Consider the following 19616-nt stretch of genomic DNA (forward strand, 5'->3'; position numbering starts at 1 on the left):
GAGCCACACATGTCGACCGTTGCAAGCGGCACGGCCGCGCTGAGCGATCACGCCGCCCGCCAACTAGCGAACGCTACCAAGACCGTCCCCCAGCTTTCCACGATCACGCCGCGCTGGCTGACCCATCTGCTGCAGTGGGTGCCGGTCGAGGCCGGCATCTACCGCCTGAACCAGGTGAAGAACCCGGAAGCCGTGCGTGCCGCATGCACGCAGCTCGAGGACGAAAGCGTGCTGCCGCAGACCTTCGTGCCCTACGAAGAGCAACCGCGCGAATACTTCCTGAACGCGGTGAGCACGGTGCTCGACGTGCATACGCGGATCTCCGATCTTTACAGCAGTCCTCACGACCAGATCAAGGAACAGCTGCGCCTGACGATCGAGACGATCAAGGAGCTGCAGGAAAGCCAGCTGATCAACAACCCCGACTACGGGCTGCTGGCAAACGTGACCGACGAACAGCGGATCTTCCCGCTGACGGGCGCGCCGACGCCGGACGATCTCGACGAGCTGCTGACCAAGGTGTGGAAGGAGCCCGCGTTCTTCCTCACGCACCCGCTCGCGATCGCCGCGTTCGGCCGCGAATGCACGCGGCGCGGCGTGCCGCCGCCGACGGTCAGCCTGTTCGGCTCGCAGTTCCTCACGTGGCGCGGCATTCCGCTGATCCCGTCGGACAAGGTGCCGGTCGCGGACGGCAAGACCAAGATCCTGCTGCTGCGCGTCGGCGACAAGCGGCAGGGCGTCGTCGGCCTCTATCAGCCGGGCGTCGCGGGCGAGCAGGGGCCGGGCCTGTCGGTGCGTTTCATGGGGATCAACAACCAGGCGATCGCGTCGTACCTGATCTCGCTGTATTGCTCGCTCGCGGTCCATTCGCCGGATGCGCTGGCTGTCCTCGATGACGTCGAAATCGCCAAGTTCCATGACTATCCCGACACCTACCGTTAATCCCGGCCTGGCCGGCGGCGACGCGCACGCGCTGCCGCACGCGCCGCTGCCGGCCGGCTTGCCCGATCCCGCGACACTGGCGCGGCTCGCGTCCGAATTCTTCTCGACGCCGCCCGGGCAGGCCGCCGCGCCCGGGCTGTCGGCGGGCAGCGGCGCGGTCGGCGGCGTGCCGTCGGCGTTGCCGGCCGCCGCGCCGATCCTCGCGTCGGTGAGCAACCCGGCGCCGGCCGGCTCGCCGCTCGCGGGGCCCGGCGGCACCGGCACCGGCATGCCGGGTTTCGCGTTGCCGCAGGGCAAGGTGCCCGGCACGAACCTCGCGCCGTCCGCGCCGACGCACGTGCTGTCGCTCGGCAACCGCGTGCCCGCGCTCGCGCCGCATGCGGCCGCGCAGAACGGGCTGCCCGACAACGCCGTGTCGATCGCGCCCGCGCTCGAGCCGCGCATCGGCGGCGCGGCGCTCGGCGTGCCGCAGGGGAATGCGGCGTCGTCGGAGGGCGCGGTGAAGGCAGCGCCGGCAGCGTCGCCGTACTACTTCACCGACGGCTCGCTGCAAGGCTGGCAGGCGACGCCGCAGGACATCGTCGTGCCGTCGAACGGCCTCGCGTCGCCGGAAGCGTTCGGGCTGCCGGGCGACGCTGCGCTGCGTGACCTGCTCGCCGTGCAGCGCGACGTGCCGGTGTCGCGCGCATCGGGCGCGGACGTGCCGCGCTACTTCATCGAGGATACGCATGCAGCCGAGCCGCAAGGCCAGTTGCATCGCGGCGCGCACCCGCCGTTCGACGTGAACGCGATCCGCCGCGATTTCCCGATCCTGCAGGAGCGCGTGAACGGCAAGCAGTTGATCTGGTTCGACAATGCGGCGACGACGCACAAGCCGCAGGCCGTAATCGACCGCCTCGCGTATTTCTACGCGCACGAGAACTCGAACATCCACCGCGCCGCGCATGCGCTGGCCGGTCGCGCGACGGATGCTTACGAGCATGCGCGGGAAACGGTGCAGCGCTTCATCGGCGCATCGTCGCCCGACGAGATCGTGTTCGTGCGCGGCACGACCGAGGCGATCAACCTGATCGCGAAGACGTGGGGCGTGCAGAACGTCGGCGAAGGCGACGAGATCGTCGTGTCGCATCTCGAGCATCACGCGAACATCGTGCCGTGGCAGCAGCTTGCCGCGCAAAAGGGCGCGAAGCTCCGCGTGATTCCGGTCGACGATTCGGGGCAGGTGCTGCTCGACGAATACCGGAAGCTGCTCAACGACCGCACGAAGATCGTGTCCGTCACGCAGGTGTCGAATGCGCTAGGCACGGTCGTGCCGGTGAAGGAGATCGTCGAGCTCGCGCATCGCGCGGGCGCGAAGGCGCTCGTCGACGGCGCGCAGTCGATCTCGCACATGCGCGTCGACGTGCAGGCGCTCGATGCGGATTTCTTCGTGTTCTCCGGGCACAAGATCTACGGGCCGACCGGGATCGGCGTCGTGTACGGCAAGCGCGCGATCCTCGACGACATGCCGCCGTGGCAGGGCGGCGGCAACATGATTGCTGACGTGACGTTCGAGCGTACGGTGTTCCAGCCGCCGCCGAACCGCTTCGAGGCCGGCACCGGCAACATCGCGGATGCGGTCGGGCTCGGCGCGGCGCTCGACTATGTGAACCGTGTCGGCATCGAGAACATCGCTCGCTACGAGCACGACCTGCTCGCGTATGCGACGAGCGTGCTCGCGCCGGTGCCGGGCGTGCGGCTCGTCGGCACCGCGCGCGACAAGGCGAGCGTGCTGTCGTTCGTGCTGAAGGGCTATGAGACCGAGGAAGTCGGACAGGCGTTGAATGAAGAGGGCATCGCGGTGCGCTCGGGGCATCACTGCGCGCAGCCGATCCTGCGGCGTTTCGGGCTCGAGGCAACGGTGCGGCCGTCGCTCGCGTTCTACAACACGTGCGACGAGGTCGATGCGCTGGTGCGTGTGGTGCGGCGTCTCGCGACACGGCGCTGATCGCTGACGTCGTTCGCTTGCGGCGGCCCTCATGGGTCGCCGCAAGCGATTTCCCGCTACCCGATCAGAACCGCACGACCTGCTTCTGCTCGACGCTGAAGCCGTCGCGCAGCACGCACGCCGAATCGGCGAAGTAGCGGCGCGTTTCCGACAGCAGGTCGGTATTGCCGCGACGGCAGAACACCACGCCCGACCCTTCCTCGGTCAGCAATTCGTCGATCAGCGATTCGGGTTGCCCGATATCGGCGAGATGGACGTTCTGCACGCCGTGCGCGAGCGCATCGAGCGCCTCACGTACGCAGGGCGCCGCATCGGCGGCCGGATGCTCGGCGAGCCATTGCTCGAGTTCCGTGATGCCGTACAGCCCCGCGAGTTCGCCGAGTTCGCGCAGCAGCGCGCTTTCGACCATCATCACCAGCGTGACGGCGCCGGTGCGCTGCGCGAAGAGGCTGCCGACCCGTTCCGGGCGCAGCAGGCGATCCCGGCCTGCGTCGTCCGGCGCGACGGGCATCACCACGGGCACCAGCCCGTTCCCGAGAAACGCATTCAACGCGGTGCCGTCGAATTGCGCGACCGGGCTCGTGTTCGCGCGGTCGGATTCGGCACCGGCGACCAGCAGGCCGCCGTCGTGACCTTCGATGCCGATCGCCTTGACGCCGTGACTGCCGATCGCGCGCACCAGCTCGTGGTTGACGTCGGCCATCGCGGCGCGTGCGGCCTGAACGGACTGCGCGCCGGACGAGGCCGGCCCGCCCTGGACGACGACCGGACGAATGCCGGTGAGCGCAAGCAGCGCGACATCCTGCGCGAACGCGTGGCGAAAGCGCGCATCGCGCGCGGCGCCGCCATCGACGATGACGACGGTCTGCCCGTGCAGGGCCTGCATGAACGGCAGCGAGCGCGCCAGGCCGGCCACGCGCCTTGACGTAAGGGTGGGACTTTCAGGGTCTGGGAACATGGGAATCCGAAATAATGAGTGAAGTGCCGGTCACCGCAAGATGCCGCGTCAGCGCGTGCATTGCATGAGCCGGTGAATCTCGTCGGGCGTTTGCGCGTCGCGCGACGCCTGTCGGAACGGGCGTTCGCTGAAGCACCGTGCCGCGTCGGCGAGCAGTTCGAGGTGTGCGCGGTCGTCCTCTTTCGGCAGGACCAGCACGATGAATTCGCGCACGGGCTTGCGGTCCGGCGCATTGAACGTAAACGGGTACAACGCGCGAACGAACAGCGCGACGGCAGAGCCGAGCCCGTCGACCCGCGCATGCGGAATCGCGACGCCCTGGCCGAGGCCGGTCGAACCGAGCTGTTCGCGCTTCGTCAGTTCGGTCCGGATCACTTCCGCAGGAACCCCGCTGTTGCGCGCGACGTATCGCGCGGCGAGGTCGAACAACTGGATCGCGCTTTCGACCGGCACGTCGAGCAGGATGTTGTCAGGCGGACAGGCGTCTGCCAGCCGGGCCGCGAGCGGCAAGCCGCCGCGTCGGCGGGGAAGGTCGGGTTGGCCGCCGACGGCGGCCTGCTGCGTTTGCATGCGGATCTCTCCGTGTCGTGATGACAGGGAAATCCTAGACACATCCGCGTAAAGACGGTGTCAGATACGCGGGGGCCCGGTATTAAAATTTCGTATCGATTGCGGCGCGGCTCGCACCGCACGCCCGATACGGACGTCTTCACGTGCCCGACAGCACGAACGGCAGCGTCGTCAGCAGAAAGACCGAAATGCCGACGACCGGCGCGCCGAACGCGATCGCCGCGAACGCCACCGCGGCGCTGGTCAGCACGAGCGTTCTCGACCTGCGGCGGTGCCGGTCGTGCGCAGTTGCCTTGTCTTCGCGGACGGCATCGGCCCGCGCGCCGATCACGTGTTTCCAGAACGTCAAGCCAAGCATGATTGCTCCTGTATGAAAGACGACCGAGACGCGGCGCGCGATGCGCCGTGCAAACGTGTCAGCAGCGCCTGAGCTTCAGCACGCGCGAGATCTGCCCGGACGTGAAGCCGCTGTTGCGTACGTAAGGCGCGCAGTCGAGCGGCGCGGTGAGCGATTCGCTGACGACGTACCGGCCGACGAAGCGGAACGCATCCGTTTCCATCTTGATGAACACCGGAATCGCATCGCGCTGCGCGGCGAGCGTCCTGCCGGCCGCACGCGCGGACGCGCTGCCGTCGCAGAGGATCACGTCGGGGGCGTGCGGGTTGAGGTCCGTGCGCAGGCACGCGGCCACGACCTTGCCGTTCTTCGTCGGCAGGAATGCCTGTTTGCTGCCGCCGCATGCGGTGTGGATGAATTCGCGGGTGTACTGCTTGTCGATCTCGAACATGCTCGGGCTCCGGTATCGGAAATTTCCGTGAATGAACTCAGGTATGCAAAATTGTTTGACCGGATCGGCATGCGGGACGCGGGCAAGCGATCGGTCGTCGCTTTGGCGGCGGATCGTTGGCGCGTCGTTGCAGGGAATTTGCCGCGAGCACGCGCTTGAGCACACGATGCGCGATTACCGCATCGACGTCGTATTCAAGCGTGCACGGGTGTGACTACGGCGCGCACCGTCCGCCTGTCGGCAGGACGGTGGCTCGGGAAAGAGAGACGCAGGCGTCCTGCCTGTCAGGCAGAAAAGCAACTCGGGGGACGAGGACTTCGGATGCGCATGTCGCGTGCTCGGTGGTGGATTGCGAACACATTCTAGTGAACGCACACGCAGCCGCAAGTAAAAAGGTCGTAAAGGTGGCGCCCTCTACGTGCATTGCCGGAGGGGTGCACGGGCGCGGCACGGCGCACACCGGAACGTGTCGTTCGCGCCGCCGCTCCATGGCCATTCGCCGCCGGCCGCTTGCGGCAGGCCGGAATCGAGCTGCATCACGAAGCGCATCTTGCAGCCTCGATCCGGTGCGGACTCGACCGGTCGATGCAACACGATGGAAGCCGCGCGGCCGCGACCGCCATTGTTGACGATATTGGAAAGGTCCAATCCAGAACCGGCAATAGGTTCCGGGAAAATGACCGATTATTCTCCCGATCGCAGTACCGGCCTCCGGATGCGAGTGCTATCGGACTGCTTACAAAATCAATCGCTCAGGGGAGGCCTTTCATGAAACGCATCGTCGTATCCGGTGGTATCGGCGCGGTATTCGCCGTAACAGCAACGTCGTCGGCATTTGCCCAGAGTTCCGTCACGTTGTATGGCCTTGTCGATACGGCGATCCGGTATCAGACCAATGCCGGCCCGGACGGCAAGGACCTGATCGGGATGACGGTCGGCCCGGAAACGCACAGCCGCTGGGGCTTGCGCGGCAGCGAGGATCTCGGCGGCGGGCTGTCGGCGATCTTCCGCCTCGAGAACGGCTTCGAGCTCGGCGACGGCAAGCTGCACGTCGCGAATACGCTGTTCAGCCGCCAGGCGTACGTCGGCCTGTCGAGCAACCGCTACGGCTCGCTGACGTTCGGCAACCAGTACGCGCCGCTGTACGACACGATGGGCGACATCTTCGACCCGATGACCGTCGGCGACTACTGGCAGGACAGCTGGGCGTACAACGGCATCGGCAACTACCTGACGGTGCCGAACTCGGTGAAGTACAAGTTTTCCTACAGCGGCCTGAGCGTCGACGCGATCTACGGCTTCGGCAACCATGCCGGCGCGATGGGGCTCGACAGCACGTACGGTGTGGAACTGACCTATGCACAGGGGCCCGCGTCGATCAACGCGGGCTATCAGCAGACTTCCGTGTCGTCCGTGAACGGCAGTTCGGTCAACGGCGCGAAGGTGAGCTTCTTGCACGTGAGCGGCGCGTATCAGGTCACGCCGACCGTGCGGCTGCTGGCCGGCTGGCTGCACGGCCAGGACAAGACGGGCACGACGGACTTCAACATGCAGCAGGCCGGTGCGCCGGCGCTGAGCGGCGGCAGCCCGAACCGCATCGACGATACGTTCTACGTCGGCGCGAACTGGCAGGCCACCGCGCCGCTGCTGATCACGGTGGCCGGCTATTACGGCCACGCGCGCAACGCGGCGCGGCTCGACGGCACGCTCGGCTCGGGGATCAACTACTCGGCGACCGTGCTGGCCGAATATGCGCTGTCGAAGCACACCGAGGTTTACGGCACGGTGGACTTCGCGCGCGGCAACGGCACGTTCGCCGCCGACTATCCGGGCGCCACCAACCGGCTCACGGGCAAGGTCGACCAGATCGGCCGGACCAACAACGTCGGGGCGGCGATCGGTCTGCGGCAGATGTTCTGACGACGGTTCGCACGTTGCGGTGCGGCCGGAGGCGGGCGGCGCGTCCGCAACTGTGGTGCGCACTAAAAAAAACGCGCGGTGACCGAGGCCGCCACGCGTTGCATGCCGAGCGTATCGCCGCCCGGTTCGGGCGGCACGCTGCGTCTATCGTCAGAAGTCGAACCCCGGCCCGCCCGCGCCCGGGCCGCCCGGCGCCGCGGCCGGCGCTGCATCCTTCGGCGCTTCGAACACGGTTGCATCGGTCGTCAGCAGTAGCCCGGCGACCGATGCCGCGTTCTGCAGCGCCGTGCGCGTGACCTTGGTCGGATCGAGCACGCCCGATTCGACGAGGTCGCCGTACTCGCCCGTCTGCGCGTTGTAGCCGAAGTTGCCCGAGCCTTCCGCGACCTTCGCGACGACGACGCTCGCTTCCTCGCCCGCATTCGCGACGATCTGGCGCAGCGGTTCCTCGAGCGCGCGCAGCACGATCTTGATGCCCGCATCCTGATCGGCGTTTACGCCCTTCAGTTCGCGGATCGCCTGCCGCACGCGGATCAGCGCGACACCGCCGCCCGGCACGATGCCTTCCTCGACGGCCGCGCGCGTCGCGTGCAGCGCGTCGTCGACGCGATCCTTCTTCTCCTTCACCTCGATCTCGGTCGCACCGCCGACCTTGATCACCGCGACGCCGCCCGCGAGCTTCGCGACGCGTTCCTGCAGTTTTTCGCGGTCGTAGTCCGACGTCGCTTCTTCGATCTGCACGCGGATCTGCTTCACGCGTGCTTCGATGTTCTTCGCATCGCCCGCGCCGTCGATCACGGTCGTGTTTTCCTTGCCGACCTCGATGCGCTTCGCCTGGCCGAGTTCGGCGAGCGTCGCCTTCTCGAGCGTCAGGCCCGTTTCCTCGGCGACGACCTGCCCGCCGGTGAGGATCGCGATGTCCTCGAGCAGCGCCTTGCGGCGATCGCCGAAGCCCGGCGCCTTGACCGCGACCGTCTTGAGGATTCCGCGGATGTTGTTCACGACGAGCGTCGCGAGCGCTTCGCCTTCGACGTCCTCCGCGATGATCAGCAGCGGCCGGCCCGACTTCGCGACCTGTTCGAGCACCGGCAGCAGGTCGCGGATGTTCGAGATCTTCTTGTCGTGCAGCAGGATGTACGGGTTCTCGATCTCGGCGATCTGCTTGTCGGGATTGTTGATGAAGTACGGCGACAGGTAGCCGCGATCGAACTGCAGCCCCTCGACGACGTCGAGCTCGTCGGCGAGCGACTTGCCGTCCTCGACGGTGATCACGCCTTCCTTGCCGACGCGGTCGATCGCTTCGGCGATGCGCTGGCCGATCGATTCCTCGCCGTTCGCGGAGATCGTCGCGACCTGCGCGATTTCCTTGCTGGTGGTGGTCGGCCTGCTGATCTTCTTCAGCTCGTCGACGGCCGCTGCGACGGCCTTGTCGATACCGCGCTTCAGGTCGAGCGGGTTGAGCCCGGCCGCGACGTATTTCTGGCCTTCGCGCACGATCGCCTGTGCGAGCACGGTGGCCGTCGTCGTGCCGTCGCCGGCTGCGTCGCTGGTGCGCGACGCGACTTCCTTCACGAGCTGCGCGCCGATGTTCTGCAGCTTGTCCGCGAGTTCGATTTCCTTCGCGACCGACACGCCGTCCTTCGTGACGACCGGCGCGCCGAAGCTGCGTTCGAGCACCACGTTGCGGCCCTTCGGCCCGAGCGTGACCTTCACCGCGTTCGCGAGAATGTTCACGCCTTCGGTCAGCTTCGCACGTGCGACGTCGCTGAAAATGATTTCCTTCGCTGCCATGATTGCGCTCCGTTATTGATTGACGACCGCGACGATGTCTTCCTCGCGCAGCACGAGGAACTCATTGCCGTCCACCTTGACGGCCTGGCCCGCGTACTTGCCGAACAGCACGCGTTCGCCGACCTGCAGGTCGGGCACGATGCGCTGGCCGTCCGTGTCCTTGCGGCCGGGGCCGACGGCGATCACTTCGCCCTGGTCGGGTTTCTCTGCGGCGCTGTCGGGGATCACGATGCCCGACGCGGTGGTGGTTTCCTGATCGAGTCGCTTCACGATGACGCGGTCGTGCAAGGGGCGTAGGCTCATCTTTTCGTCCTGTGCTGTTCTGTCGAAATTGGCTGGCACTCTTCATCAGAGAGTGCTGACGAGTATAAAAACGCACGACGGCGCGATCCAATAACGGATTCGGAAAAGCATTTGCGCGGATGCGCTATGGACGCGTTTGCCATGCCGATTCGGCAAACCCGGCGATTGCGGGAAAGCATTCGCGCCGTCGTGCAAAGCACGTGCAGCCGGTTATTGCGGCACGGCCTGCTGCGCGGCAGGCGTGCAGACCGGGCGGATCGTCTCGCCGGCGAGCACGCGCTTCACGAACGGAATCGAATCGGCGAGCGATGCGTTCACGGTGCCGTTGTGTTCACGGCCCGCATACAGGTGCGCCTCGACCGTCGTGCCCGCCGCGCACGCATCTTTCGCGAGCGCGAGTTCGAGCGGCGCGAGCCCGTCGTCCGCGCCCGCGCCGATGAAGACGGGCGTGGCGATCCTCAGTGTCGGATACTTCAGGTATTCGTCCCACCATGCCCTTAGCCGCGCATCGGCGCCCGGCTTCACGGTGTTCGCGTGCGTGAGGTGCGCGAGCGCTGCATCGTCCTCGAGCGACGCGAGGCAACCGATGCGTGCCTGTTCGAGGATCGGCAGCGCGTTGTCGGTCAGCACTTCGTCCGCGCGCAGCGACGGGGCGATCTGCTGCGCGGACAGCACCGAGTAGAACTGGTACGCAAGCGTCGGATCGACGCGGTCGGGATCGCGCCGGTAGGTGGTCTCGAACTTCGGCAGCGACGCGAGCGTGGCGCGCGACGCGTTGTAGATCGTCCCGGTCGCGACGGTCGCGCGGATCGCGAGTTCCGGCGCGTAGGCGGGCGCGTAGCCGGCCGCCGCGAATACGGCCGAGCCGCCTTGCGACTGACCGACGAGCACGACCTCGTTCGCGAGGCCCGGCACGCCGCCCAGCACCGCGCGCACGCTGTCGAGCAGCGTGTAGCTGTTCGAGCGGTTGTTGAGCTGCGGATTCGGGCCGGGCGTGCCGAGCCCTTGATAGTCGGTCGCGACGACCGCGAATCCCTGTTGAAGCCATGCGTTCAGGTAACGCACGTCGCGATACGAGCGGCCGAACCACGACGGCGCGCAGATGTCGGCCATCCCGAACGTGCCGTGCGCCCACGCGACGATCGGCCAGCCGCCGGCCGGCGGCGTGCCGCGCGGCACGAACAGCGCACCCGACACGGCGATCGGCGTGCGGCCGCCTACGCCGTCGGTCGATGCATACAGGATGCGCAGTTGCCGTGCGGCGCTCGCGAGCCCGAGCGTCGCGGGCAGCGCTTCGGAACGTAGCAGCACGCCGGGCGTCGCCGGAATGTCGCGGTCCCACGTGTAGAACGCGGACACGCGACCGTCGCCCTGCAACGGATCGGGCGCTGGAGTGCGGCCGGGCGAAGCCGCGTGCGAAACGAGAGATGGCGCGGCGAGCGCCGAAACCAGCAGCGTGCGCGCAGCGAAGCCGCGCAGGGGGAAGAGCGTCATGGTCGGATGGATGTCGGTGAGATCGGATCGGACGCGCCGGGTTGTGTCCGGCGCGGGCCGACCACGACGCAAGTTTTGAACCAGCGCGGGTGCAGCGCGGGTGGGGCACGCGCTGCGCGCGGCATGACGGGCAATGCCTGCGCGCGGCGTGCAGCACGCGCATGCGCCGGCTGCGTCTCGCGCAGCAATCCGGGCCGGTTTGCTGTTGCTCCCGCAACAGACGCAAGCACATGAATCGCGCCGAGCGAATCGCGCACGGTGCGTACACGCGGTGGTGCAGGCATGCGATGCACGCGTACCCGGCTGGCACGATTGCTGCTGATCCGGTTGCCGTGCGTCGCGGCGTTGCGACGCGAGCCCATCCGTTCACCCGATCAAGGAAACCGAACTCATGTCAGTCACCCAAGCCATCGACAGCGGCGAACTCGTGGCATTCGTCGAGCGCGCCACGCGCGAATTCGCGCAAGCCGCGCGCGTGCTGAAGGAAACGCGCACGCTGTCCGCGACCAACACGTTCCAGGCGTTCCAGCGCGTGCCAGGCACGGAACTCGTCGTCGCGCTGTCGGCGCCGAGCCCGTGGGCCGCGTCGCAGGAGATCCAGCCCGTCGTCGTTACGCTCGACGGCGACGTGCTGCACGGAGACGCGCGCGCGGGCGGCAACGGGCCGCGCTACGCGGGTGTATTCCGCGAAGTGCCGGAAGTCGACGTCGTGATTCACGTGCACGGCCCGTATCTCGGCGCATGGGCGAGTGCGCATCGTCCGCTGCCGATCCGCTACGCGCCGGCCGCGCGCTACACGCGGGCCCGCGAGATCCCGGTCTATGTCGATCGCCGTCCGGGCGAGCCGCGCTTCATCGTCGACACGATCCGGCGCGCCCCCGAGGTGCCGGCGATCATCGAGGCGAACGGCGGCGCGACGTTCTGGGGCAAGTCGATCCTCGACGTGTCGAAGTACATCCTGATCCTCGAGGAAGCCGCGTATTTCCAGGCGCTCGCGGAGCCGCTCGGCGGCTCGCTCGAATTCGGGCCGGGCGCGCTCGAGCAGCAATGGAAGATGACCGGCCTCGCGTGACGCTGCGCAGCGGGCGGCGCAATCCGGCCGCCGTCATACCGATAGCTCGATGAATTGGTTCGTGGCCGGCGCGCGCCTTGCTATCGTCGAACCTTCCCCGTTCAACACGCCGGTCGTGCCATGGCCATCTTCAGCTTGCCGGACCCGACTTCGCACGCGATCACGATTCGTGCGAAGGCGCTGACGTTCGACGATCCCAAATCGCGGGTGCTGCTCGAACGCATCCAGCTCGTCGCGCCGAGCGATGCGACGGTGCTCGTCACCGGCGAGAGCGGCACCGGCAAGGAGCTGATCGCGCGCCTCGTGCATTCGCTGAGCGAGCGCCATGAAGGCCCGTTCGTCGCAGTCAACTGCGGCGCGTTTTCGGAGACGCTGATCGAAAGCGAGCTGTTCGGCCACGAGCGCGGCGCGTTTACCGGCGCCATCAACAGCCAGCCGGGCTGGTTCGAATCCGCGAATCGCGGCACGCTCTTTCTCGACGAGGTCGGCGACCTGCCGCTATCCGCGCAGGTCAAGCTACTGCGCGTGCTGCAGGAGCGCGAGGTGACGCCAGTCGGCTCGCGCAAGACCGTCAAGATCGACGTGCGGCTCGTTGCGGCGACCAACGTGAATCTCGAAGCCGCGGTGCGTGCGGGAAATTTCCGCGAAGACCTGTACTACCGGCTCAACGTCGTGAAGCTGAGCCTGCTGCCGCTGCGTGAGCGGCCCGGCGACATTGCGCCGCTGATCGAACACTTCATCGACATCTATGCGAAGCGGCTGCGCGTGACCGCGCCGACGCTGACGGACGCCGCGCGTGCGCGCCTGCATGCGCACGCGTGGCCGGGCAACATCCGCGAACTCGAGAACGTGATCCACCATGCGGTGCTGATCTGCGCGGGCGGCGCGATCGACGTCGGCGACCTGCAGTTCTCCGCGCTGTCGCTTGCACCCGATACAGCCGACGCGCACGGCGCGGCTGCCGCGCCGCCGCGCCGCGCACGCGACGTGGCCGAAGCGACCGATGCGCTGCGCCATGCAGTGGTCGAACTGCTGGATCTCGGCACGCCGGCGCTGTGGCAGCACATCGAGGACACCGTGTACCGCAGCGTGTTCGACTACAGCGAGCACAACCAGCTGCGCATGTCGCGCCTGCTCGACCAGTCGCGCAACATCGTCCGCGCACGGCTCGCGCAGCTCGGCATCCTGAAGCCGCGCGACGCGGGCGACGCCGACGCGCGGCTGCGCCGTCAGGCGTGATCGCGCCAGCGCAGCGCGCGCTGCGCGATCCGCTCGCATAACGCACTCATACCGACGGCCAGCGCCGTTACGCCCAGCACGCACACGAGCAGCACGTCGGCACGCGCGCCGGCCTGCGCGTTCTGCATCAGGCTGCCGACGCCCGCACCCGCGTTGAACAGCAGCTCGCTGCTGGTCGCCGTGATCCACGCGAACGGCACGGCCTGCAGCACGCCGGCGAACAGGTCGGGCAGCGCGCCCGGAATCAGCACGTCGCGCCACAGGCCGATGCGCGTCAGGCGATACGACTGCGCCAGTTCGACATAGCGCGGATCGACGCGGCGCAGCCCGTCGAAGCTGGCGGTAGTCATCGGGTAGAACGCGGCGAGCGCGATGATGAACACCTTCGCGAATTCGCCGGTGCCGGCCCACAGGCTCAGCAACGGTATCAGCCCGAGCAGCGGCACGTAGCGCAGCGCCTGGAACGCCGGTTCGCCCAGCTTGCGCGCGAGCGTCGAGCGCGCCATTGCCGCACCGAACAGGAGCCCAAACGCGACGCCGAACCCCAGCCCGAGCGTCGTGCGGCGCAGGCTCGCACCGAGATCGGTCGCGAGTTCGCCGCTGCGGGCGAGTTCGACCAGCGCGGCGCCGACTTGCTGCAACGGCACGAACGCATATTGATGGGCCGCATCGCCGGACGACGCGAACTGCCAGGCGGCAACCAGCAGGGCCGGCACGACGAGGCCGCGCGCGCGGCGGCGCAGCGGGGCGAGCGAGAGGGCGCGTGTAGCGAGGGGCATGCCGAAGCGTATCCAGTCAGGGTCAGCGCGCCGGCGTCTGCCAGCGCAATGCGTAGCGTTGCGCGAGGGCGATCGAGCGGTCGAGCGCGAAGCCGATCAACCCGATCGCGGCGACGTCGACGAGCACCACGTCGAGCCGCAGCATCTGCCGGGCCAGTTCCATCATCTGGCCGATCCCGCTGTCCGCGGCGAGCAGCTCGACCGCGACGAGTGCGAGCCACGCGCGCGCGAGCGCGATCCGGATGCCGGTCAGCAGCGGCGGCAATGCGGCCGGCAGCAGCACGTCGCGCAGCAGCGCGAAGCGGCCGAGCCCGTAGTGGCGCGCCATCTCGACGAGATCGCGCGGTGCGTCGTGCACGCCCGTGTATGCGGCCAACGCGACCGGGAAGAACACGGCCTTGCCGACGACGACGAGCTTCAGCGGTTCGTCGACGCCGATCAGCAGGATCAGCAGCGGGATCAGCGTGAGCGTCGGCACTTGCCGCAGCAGGTCGAACGTCGGCCGCAGGTAGTCGGAGAACAGCCGGCTGCGCGCGAGCAGGATGCCGAACGCGGCGCCGCCCGTCGCACCGATCGCGAAGCCGAGTGCGAGGCGATGCAGCGTGATCAGCAGGTTGTCCCGCAGTTCGCCGGTGTCGATCAGCGTGCGCAGCGTCGCCGCGAGACGGCCGGGTGGCACGACGAGCTGCGGCGGGAACCAGCGCTGCACGCTCGCGAGCCACCACAACGCGGCGAACGCGGCGGGCGTGACCCACCACATCGCCTGCCCGCCGAGCCGTGCGATGCCGGGCAGGCGGACCGCGTGCGGGCCGTTCGACGCGAGCGCGCGCATCGGCATCAGCGGCTCGCGACGCGCGATGCGTCGGCGCGCCAGTAGCCGTCGAGGCCGAGCTGCTTGAGCGCGGTCGACACGAAGGTCGGCGCGAGCAGCGCGTTCACGTCGACCGGCGTGGACGTCAGGCCGGCCTGCCGGCTGTACGCGATGACGTCGCGGTAGTGACCGGTCAGCGCCGGCGTGAAGAGCGGCGTCCATTGCTCCTTCCACGGCGTCGATTCGTCCGCGTACTCGCGGCGCACGATGCTTTCCGGCTGGCCGGATGCGCTCAGGATCTTCACGTACGCGTCGCGATTCTGCGGCTGCGAGATCCAGTGCGCGGCGCGCACATAGGCCGTCGCGACGAGCTGCGTGATGTCGGGGTAGCGCTTCACGAAATCGTCGGACGCCCACAGTTCCGCGCGCATCTTCCAGTCGTCGGGCGCGGTCTTGGTCGACCAGATGATCTTGCCGACGTTCTTGTCGACGAGCGAATACGCGTCGGACAGCGTGAAGAAGCCGTCGACGCGGCCGGCCGCGACGGCCGCCGCACCGGCCTGCGGATCGAGGTTGTAGATCCTGAAGTCGGACAGCTTCAGCCCGTTCTCGGCGAGCAGCTTGCTGAACGTGACTTCCCACGGCCGGCCGCGATTGAGCGCGATGCGCTTGCCCTTGAGATCGACGATCGACTTTGCGGTCGAGCCGGCCGGCACGACCAGATACGTGTTGCTGCCGACGCCGCCCGGCACGATCAGGCGCGTATGCGTGCCCGATGCATTGACGACGACCGACGGCAGATCGCCGTAGCCCGCGAAATCGATGCTGCCGTTCGTGAACGCTTCGTTGACGAGCGTGCCGACCGCCGCGGTCGACACGGGCACCCATTGCAGCTTCACGTGCCGCGCGGCGAGCGCCTTCTCGAGCGACTTGTCGGCGTCGATCAGCGCGGACGCGCCAGCATATTGCGTCTTGCCGCCGCTCGAATAGGCCACGACGGCGATCCGCACGACCTTGGGCGCGTCTTCCGCGTGTGCGGCCGGTGCGGCAAGCGAGGCCGCGGCAAGCGGCAGCGCGGCGAGCAGCGCGCGCAGCGGGCGGCGCAGCGAGGCGAGGGAGAGCGTGTGCTTCATGATGATCCGGATGAGTTGGCGGAAGAAGGGCTCACGCACGTTTCTGCAGCGATGGCCGCAACACGTCGGCGAGCGGACGCGGGTCGATCCAGTCGGCGACATCGAAGTCGGCTTCCAGAAAACCCCAGTCGTGCAGGAACGTCTTGAACTCGTCGAGCGCGGCGACCGATTCGTCGTCGAGGTTGACGCCGAGGTGCCGGTGCAACTGGTTACCGTACGCGGCGCGGACCCAGTCGACCGACGACGCGGTTTCGCCGGCCACGTAGTGCGTGGTTTCGTCGGGATGCGTGCTCGCCCAGTCGCCGGCGGCGACGACGAGCTTCAGGAAGCCGGCGACGATGTCCGGGTGGTTCGCGAGCACGTCCGCGTTTACGGTCAGCGGACGCGGCGTGCCGTTGTTGTTGCGGATCGAACGTTCCGGATGAAAGCCGATGTCGATCACGACGTGCGCGCCGATCAGTTGCGCGATCTCGAGGCCCGTCGAGCCCTTCACGTAGATCGCGTCGACCTCGCCGCGCAGCAGCGCGCCGGCTTCGGCCGCGTACAGCGCGCGGCTCGAAAAGCCGTGCGGCGATGCGAACAGGCTCGCCGCGCGCGGGGGCCCGACGGTCTGCAGCGTGCGCGCGCGCACGTCGACGAGTTCGACGTCGCGCGTGGTCAGCCCGTCGAGGCTCAGCGCGTTGACGAAGCCGCGCAGCGCCGACGCGCGAAAGATGTCGATGCGATCGTCGGGGCGGCTCGGGATCGCGATCCGGCGCCCGCGCAGCGCTTTCACGGAACGGATGCCCGACTCGGGCCGCGCTAGGATCAGTTGCGATTCGTCGACCCACGACAGCCCGATCACGCGCGTGTTCGCGTCGTTCGAGCGCGCCCACATCGCGGGGATGCTGCCGCCCTGGCGAAACGACTGCGCCAGCGTGTGGTCGCTGATCGACGACACGTCGTGACGCGTGGCGCCGCGCGACGAGCGGATCGCGACGCCGTCGGCCGACGTCTCGCCGTTGAGCCAGCCGAGATGCACGGCGATGCCGAGCGGGGTCGGCACGGGCGATCGCGCGTACCAGAACGTCTGCTGCTTGTCCGATGACGAATCGGGCCTGTCTGTCATGTGTGAGATTCCCTGTCTGGGTAAGCGTGGTCGATGCACGGTCGCGCATGGTGGTGTCGCCCGCGCGGGCCGGTCAACGTTGCAAGTTCCGGGCCAGCGATTGGAAACGGCGAGGTCGCAGACGGCGCGGGCATCGCGTGCGATGCGCGGTGCGCGAGCCGGCGCATCGCCTGTTGCGTCAGCAACAGTCGCGTCGGCCGCTGTTGCGCATGCAGCACCGGTGCGGCCGATGCAGCAGCGCGGCACGGGCCTGCTTCGGCGTGACCGGCGACGATCGGCGCGCGCCGCCCGATTGCCGTGGACGCCCGACCCGTAAGGCGCCGTGTGCATTGATCGGCGGCCACGCACGCGCAGTGGCGAGCGCGTTGGCACACCGCGTGCTTTACAGCGCAGCACACGCGCGGCACGCAGGTGCCGCACGCAATCCGAACGGGCCGACAAGGAGAATCCCGATGGCTGTTGAATTTCTGTGGCGCCTGCCGATGCACGGCGACGGCCGGCGCGCGCACGACCTGCATACGCGCGGCGAATGGAACCGCCAGCGCGCATCGCGCGTCGCGCCGAAAGTTGGCGACGACGATTTCGGCTACATCGACTATCTGTCGCAGGTCGCGCGCGCGGCCGACATCGCCGGCTTCCACGGCGCGCTGATTCCGATTTTCCGCTTTACCGAGGAGCCTTGGGTCGTCGCGGCCGCGCTGGCGCGCGAGACGCGCCGGCTGCGGCTGCTGATCGCGCTGCAGCCGCACTTCGTGCATCCCGTCTATGCGGCGCAGATGGCCGCGAGCCTGCAGCGGATCAGCCGCGGCCGCGTCGAGTGGAACGTCGTCACGGGCGGCGGCGGCCCCGACCAGCGCGCGTACGGCGACTTCATCGATCACGACAGTCGTTATGCGCGCACCGACGAATTCCTCGATGTCGTGAAGGGCGTGGCGGCCGGCGAGCCGTTCACGTTCGACGGCCGCTTCTACCGCGTCGAAGCCGGCGGCCTGCTGCCGCCGCTGAGCGGCCAGAAGCCGCCGCGTCTCTATCTGGCCGGCGCGAGCGATGCCGCGCTCGCGGTCGCCGCGAAACACGGCGACGTGCACCTGAGCTGGGGCGAGCCGCTCGCGAAACAGAAGGAGGTGATCGATGCGGCGCGCCGCGCGCTCGACCGGCAGAACGCCGAGCGCGACCTACGCTTCGGCATGCGCATCGACGTTCTGGCGCGCGAGACCGAGGAACAGGCGTGGGCCGAGCTGCGGCAGATGTTCGCGACGGTGGGTGCGTCGACGCGCAACGGCTTCGGCGGGCGCGGCGAATCGTCGGAATCGGTCGGCGCGAAACGCCAGTTCGCGCTGCACCAGGGCAATACGCAGCACTTCGACGACCTGATCGTCGGCCCGAACCTGTGGGCCGGGATGTCGCAGATCCGCGGCGGCCCCGGTTGCGTGATCGTCGGCAGCCACGAACAGGTGGCCGAACGGCTCGCGGAATACGTGGACATCGGCGTATCGACGTTCATTCTCGCCAGCAACCCGCATCTCGAGGAGGCGTACCGCGTGGGCGAGGAAGTGCTGCCGCTCGTCGACGGCGCGCTGAACGCGCGCGGCACGCATGCGGCGCTGCGCGTGGCCGGCGCCTGAGCGCGGCGGCAATCCTCCGCATTCCAACGACAAGGACACTCACCATGACGACACTCGCTGCGCAGGCCACGGCCTGCGACGCACTCTGGTACACGCGCTGCCCGGTGCCGACCGCGCTCGGCATCGCCGTGCATCGCGGCTGGTTCGACGAGGAGTTCGGGCCGGACGGCATCGCGCTTCATTCGCTGCAGGAGACGGCCGACGCCAACAAGCGCGAATCGCATTTCGATCACAGCCTGCCGCACTCGTTCCGGCAGGGCGGCAACATTCCCGCGCTATGGGCGCGGGCACGCGGCGCGGATACGTGCGTGATCGGCCTGTCGTGGACCAACGAATTCCAGGCGATCGTCACGCTGCCCGAGCGCGGCATCCGCACCGCGCGTGATCTGCGCGGCCGGCGGCTCGGGCTGCCGCGCCATCCGATCAGCATCGACTTCTGGCGCGCGGCCGCGTTGAAGGGCTTCCTGAGTGCGCTCGAACTGGAAGGGCTCGGCCATGGCGACGCCGAATGGGTCGACTTGCCAGACACACGCGAGCGCCGCACCGGGCCAGCATCGTTTGCGCGCGGCCCGCACGAGTACGGGCTCGAGATCGCGGCGCTCGTGCGCGGCGACGTCGACGCGGTGTTCGTGAAAGGCGTCGCGGGTCTCGAAACCGTGCACCTGATCGACGCACAGGTCGTCATCGATCTCGGCGCGCACCCCGATCCGCTCGTGCGGATCGGCAACGGCACGCCGCGCACGCTGACCGTCGATCGCGCACTGATCGACGCGCGCCCCGATCTCGTGAGCCGCTTCCTGTCGGTCGTGGTCGGCGCGGGCGACTGGGCCACGCGCCATCCGGCAGAGACGGTGGCCTACATCGGCCGCGAAACGCGCGCGTCCGACGAGTGGGTGCGCTACGCATACGGCGCGGACGTGCACCGGCATCTGGAAACCGGGCTCGCGCCGACGTCGATCGACGGACTGGTCGCGTTCAAGGATTTCCTCGTCGAGTGGGGGTTTCTCGAGCGCGATTTCGATGCGCGCGCATGGGTCGATCCGGCGCCGTTCACGCAGATCGACCGGCATCGTCATGCGTGGGTCGCGTAGCGTGC

General features: G+C 68.2%; 18 protein-coding genes. 7 read left to right on the plus strand and 11 right to left on the minus strand.

All coding sequences use genetic code 11. The features are described 5' to 3' along the window. Window positions 1-9: 9 nt before the first annotated feature. Window positions 10-942 carry a family 2A encapsulin nanocompartment shell protein gene (locus KVT39_RS09920; protein ID WP_006479760.1) on the plus strand — a complete coding sequence of 311 codons (933 nt, stop codon included), beginning with the start codon at window positions 10-12 and terminating at the stop codon, window positions 940-942. Beyond that, window positions 917-2929 carry a family 2A encapsulin nanocompartment cargo protein cysteine desulfurase gene (locus KVT39_RS09925; RefSeq protein WP_034182020.1) on the plus strand — a complete coding sequence of 671 codons (2013 nt, stop codon included), beginning with the start codon at window positions 917-919 and terminating at the stop codon, window positions 2927-2929. The genes KVT39_RS09920 and KVT39_RS09925 overlap by 26 nt, the downstream gene beginning before the upstream one ends. Window positions 2930-2993: 64 nt before the next feature. Here the strand turns inward: KVT39_RS09925 and KVT39_RS09930 are convergent, their stop codons facing one another. The 4 genes from KVT39_RS09930 to KVT39_RS09945 all read right to left on the minus strand — a co-directional run bounded on the left by KVT39_RS09930 (window position 2994) and on the right by KVT39_RS09945 (window position 5245). Further along, window positions 2994-3887, minus strand: coding sequence for an acetylglutamate kinase (locus tag KVT39_RS09930; RefSeq protein ID WP_217588830.1), 894 nt, complete (start codon window positions 3885-3887; stop codon window positions 2994-2996). 48 nt (window positions 3888-3935) lie between these two features. After that, window positions 3936-4457, minus strand: coding sequence for a PTS sugar transporter subunit IIA (locus KVT39_RS09935; RefSeq protein ID WP_217588831.1), 522 nt, complete (start codon window positions 4455-4457; stop codon window positions 3936-3938). A 139-nt stretch (window positions 4458-4596) separates the two neighbouring features. After that, the gene (locus tag KVT39_RS09940) at window positions 4597-4815 is read right to left on the minus strand and encodes a hypothetical protein (RefSeq protein WP_235212515.1); all 219 of its coding nucleotides are present in this window, start codon (window positions 4813-4815) and stop codon (window positions 4597-4599) included. 58 nt (window positions 4816-4873) lie between these two features. Beyond that, entirely contained in the window at window positions 4874-5245 is a 372-nt protein-coding gene (locus KVT39_RS09945) for a DUF6697 family protein (protein ID WP_034182023.1), read from the minus strand. Between the two features lie 768 nt (window positions 5246-6013). Here KVT39_RS09945 and KVT39_RS09950 point away from each other — a divergent pair. After that, a complete protein-coding gene (locus KVT39_RS09950) occupies window positions 6014-7165 on the plus strand; it encodes a porin (RefSeq protein WP_217588833.1) in 1152 nt (383 codons plus the stop codon). 150 nt (window positions 7166-7315) lie between these two features. On the opposite strand, the gene groL is transcribed toward KVT39_RS09950, so the two are convergent. From groL to KVT39_RS09965, 3 genes are all read right to left on the minus strand, one after another. After that, the gene (gene groL, locus KVT39_RS09955) at window positions 7316-8956 is read right to left on the minus strand and encodes a chaperonin GroEL (RefSeq protein ID WP_034182026.1); all 1641 of its coding nucleotides are present in this window, start codon (window positions 8954-8956) and stop codon (window positions 7316-7318) included. A gap of 12 nt (window positions 8957-8968) precedes the next feature. Next, window positions 8969-9259 (minus strand): co-chaperone GroES, encoded by a 291-nt coding sequence (locus KVT39_RS09960; protein WP_011694564.1) that lies wholly within the window; start codon window positions 9257-9259, stop codon window positions 8969-8971. Between the two features lie 210 nt (window positions 9260-9469). Continuing rightward, complete coding sequence (locus tag KVT39_RS09965; RefSeq protein ID WP_217588834.1) at window positions 9470-10753, minus strand: alpha/beta fold hydrolase; 1284 nt, start codon at window positions 10751-10753, stop codon at window positions 9470-9472. A gap of 391 nt (window positions 10754-11144) precedes the next feature. Between KVT39_RS09965 and KVT39_RS09970 the strand changes: the two genes are divergently transcribed. Next, window positions 11145-11825 carry a class II aldolase/adducin family protein gene (locus KVT39_RS09970; RefSeq protein ID WP_217588835.1) on the plus strand — a complete coding sequence of 227 codons (681 nt, stop codon included), beginning with the start codon at window positions 11145-11147 and terminating at the stop codon, window positions 11823-11825. A 120-nt stretch (window positions 11826-11945) separates the two neighbouring features. Next, a complete protein-coding gene (locus KVT39_RS09975; RefSeq protein ID WP_217588836.1) occupies window positions 11946-13064 on the plus strand; it encodes a sigma-54-dependent Fis family transcriptional regulator in 1119 nt (372 codons plus the stop codon). Here the strand turns inward: KVT39_RS09975 and KVT39_RS09980 are convergent. From KVT39_RS09980 to KVT39_RS09995, 4 genes are read right to left on the minus strand one after another with little or no spacing between them, the layout of a single operon-like run. Beyond that, entirely contained in the window at window positions 13055-13843 is a 789-nt protein-coding gene (locus KVT39_RS09980) for an ABC transporter permease (protein WP_217588837.1), read from the minus strand. The two genes, KVT39_RS09975 and KVT39_RS09980, sit on opposite strands and share 10 nt — an antisense overlap. Before the next feature lie 22 nt (window positions 13844-13865). After that, on the minus strand, window positions 13866-14681 hold the full coding sequence (locus tag KVT39_RS09985) for an ABC transporter permease (RefSeq protein WP_217588838.1): 816 nt from the start codon (window positions 14679-14681) through the stop codon (window positions 13866-13868). Next, a complete protein-coding gene (locus KVT39_RS09990) occupies window positions 14681-15787 on the minus strand; it encodes a PhnD/SsuA/transferrin family substrate-binding protein (RefSeq protein ID WP_217588839.1) in 1107 nt (368 codons plus the stop codon). Before KVT39_RS09990 ends, KVT39_RS09985 begins: the two co-directional genes overlap by 1 nt. Before the next feature lie 31 nt (window positions 15788-15818). Further along, window positions 15819-16895 carry an ABC transporter substrate-binding protein gene (locus KVT39_RS09995; RefSeq protein WP_217588841.1) on the minus strand — a complete coding sequence of 359 codons (1077 nt, stop codon included), beginning with the start codon at window positions 16893-16895 and terminating at the stop codon, window positions 15819-15821. 452 nt (window positions 16896-17347) lie between these two features. On the opposite strand from KVT39_RS09995, the gene KVT39_RS10000 reads away from it, so the two are divergent. Together KVT39_RS10000 and KVT39_RS10005 are read left to right on the plus strand one after the other, a co-directional pair. Then, complete coding sequence (locus KVT39_RS10000; protein WP_217588842.1) at window positions 17348-18520, plus strand: LLM class flavin-dependent oxidoreductase; 1173 nt, start codon at window positions 17348-17350, stop codon at window positions 18518-18520. Window positions 18521-18564: 44 nt separating this feature from the next. Continuing rightward, a complete protein-coding gene (locus tag KVT39_RS10005; RefSeq protein ID WP_217588844.1) occupies window positions 18565-19611 on the plus strand; it encodes an ABC transporter substrate-binding protein in 1047 nt (348 codons plus the stop codon). Window positions 19612-19616 lie beyond the last annotated feature (5 nt).

Origin of the sequence: Burkholderia sp. GbtcB21 (genome assembly GCF_019091065.1) — a bacterium.
GTDB lineage: Bacteria > Pseudomonadota > Gammaproteobacteria > Burkholderiales > Burkholderiaceae > Burkholderia > Burkholderia pyrrocinia_C.

Excerpts from the sequence above, each read along its gene's own strand:
- KVT39_RS09920 (WP_006479760.1), top strand. The coding sequence starts at position 10 with ATGTCGACCGTTGCAAGCGGCACGGCCGCGCTGAGCGATCACGCCGCC.
- KVT39_RS09925 (WP_034182020.1), top strand. The coding sequence starts at position 917 with ATGACTATCCCGACACCTACCGTTAATCCCGGCCTGGCCGGCGGCGAC.
- KVT39_RS09930 (WP_217588830.1), bottom strand. The coding sequence starts at position 3,887 with ATGTTCCCAGACCCTGAAAGTCCCACCCTTACGTCAAGGCGCGTGGCC.
- KVT39_RS09935 (WP_217588831.1), bottom strand. The coding sequence starts at position 4,457 with ATGCAAACGCAGCAGGCCGCCGTCGGCGGCCAACCCGACCTTCCCCGC.
- KVT39_RS09940 (WP_235212515.1), bottom strand. The coding sequence starts at position 4,815 with ATGCTTGGCTTGACGTTCTGGAAACACGTGATCGGCGCGCGGGCCGAT.
- KVT39_RS09945 (WP_034182023.1), bottom strand. The coding sequence starts at position 5,245 with ATGTTCGAGATCGACAAGCAGTACACCCGCGAATTCATCCACACCGCA.
- KVT39_RS09950 (WP_217588833.1), top strand. The coding sequence starts at position 6,014 with ATGAAACGCATCGTCGTATCCGGTGGTATCGGCGCGGTATTCGCCGTA.
- groL (WP_034182026.1), bottom strand. The coding sequence starts at position 8,956 with ATGGCAGCGAAGGAAATCATTTTCAGCGACGTCGCACGTGCGAAGCTG.
- KVT39_RS09960 (WP_011694564.1), bottom strand. The coding sequence starts at position 9,259 with ATGAGCCTACGCCCCTTGCACGACCGCGTCATCGTGAAGCGACTCGAT.
- KVT39_RS09965 (WP_217588834.1), bottom strand. The coding sequence starts at position 10,753 with ATGACGCTCTTCCCCCTGCGCGGCTTCGCTGCGCGCACGCTGCTGGTT.
- KVT39_RS09970 (WP_217588835.1), top strand. The coding sequence starts at position 11,145 with ATGTCAGTCACCCAAGCCATCGACAGCGGCGAACTCGTGGCATTCGTC.
- KVT39_RS09975 (WP_217588836.1), top strand. The coding sequence starts at position 11,946 with ATGGCCATCTTCAGCTTGCCGGACCCGACTTCGCACGCGATCACGATT.
- KVT39_RS09980 (WP_217588837.1), bottom strand. The coding sequence starts at position 13,843 with ATGCCCCTCGCTACACGCGCCCTCTCGCTCGCCCCGCTGCGCCGCCGC.
- KVT39_RS09985 (WP_217588838.1), bottom strand. The coding sequence starts at position 14,681 with ATGCCGATGCGCGCGCTCGCGTCGAACGGCCCGCACGCGGTCCGCCTG.
- KVT39_RS09990 (WP_217588839.1), bottom strand. The coding sequence starts at position 15,787 with ATGAAGCACACGCTCTCCCTCGCCTCGCTGCGCCGCCCGCTGCGCGCG.
- KVT39_RS09995 (WP_217588841.1), bottom strand. The coding sequence starts at position 16,895 with ATGACAGACAGGCCCGATTCGTCATCGGACAAGCAGCAGACGTTCTGG.
- KVT39_RS10000 (WP_217588842.1), top strand. The coding sequence starts at position 17,348 with ATGGCTGTTGAATTTCTGTGGCGCCTGCCGATGCACGGCGACGGCCGG.
- KVT39_RS10005 (WP_217588844.1), top strand. The coding sequence starts at position 18,565 with ATGACGACACTCGCTGCGCAGGCCACGGCCTGCGACGCACTCTGGTAC.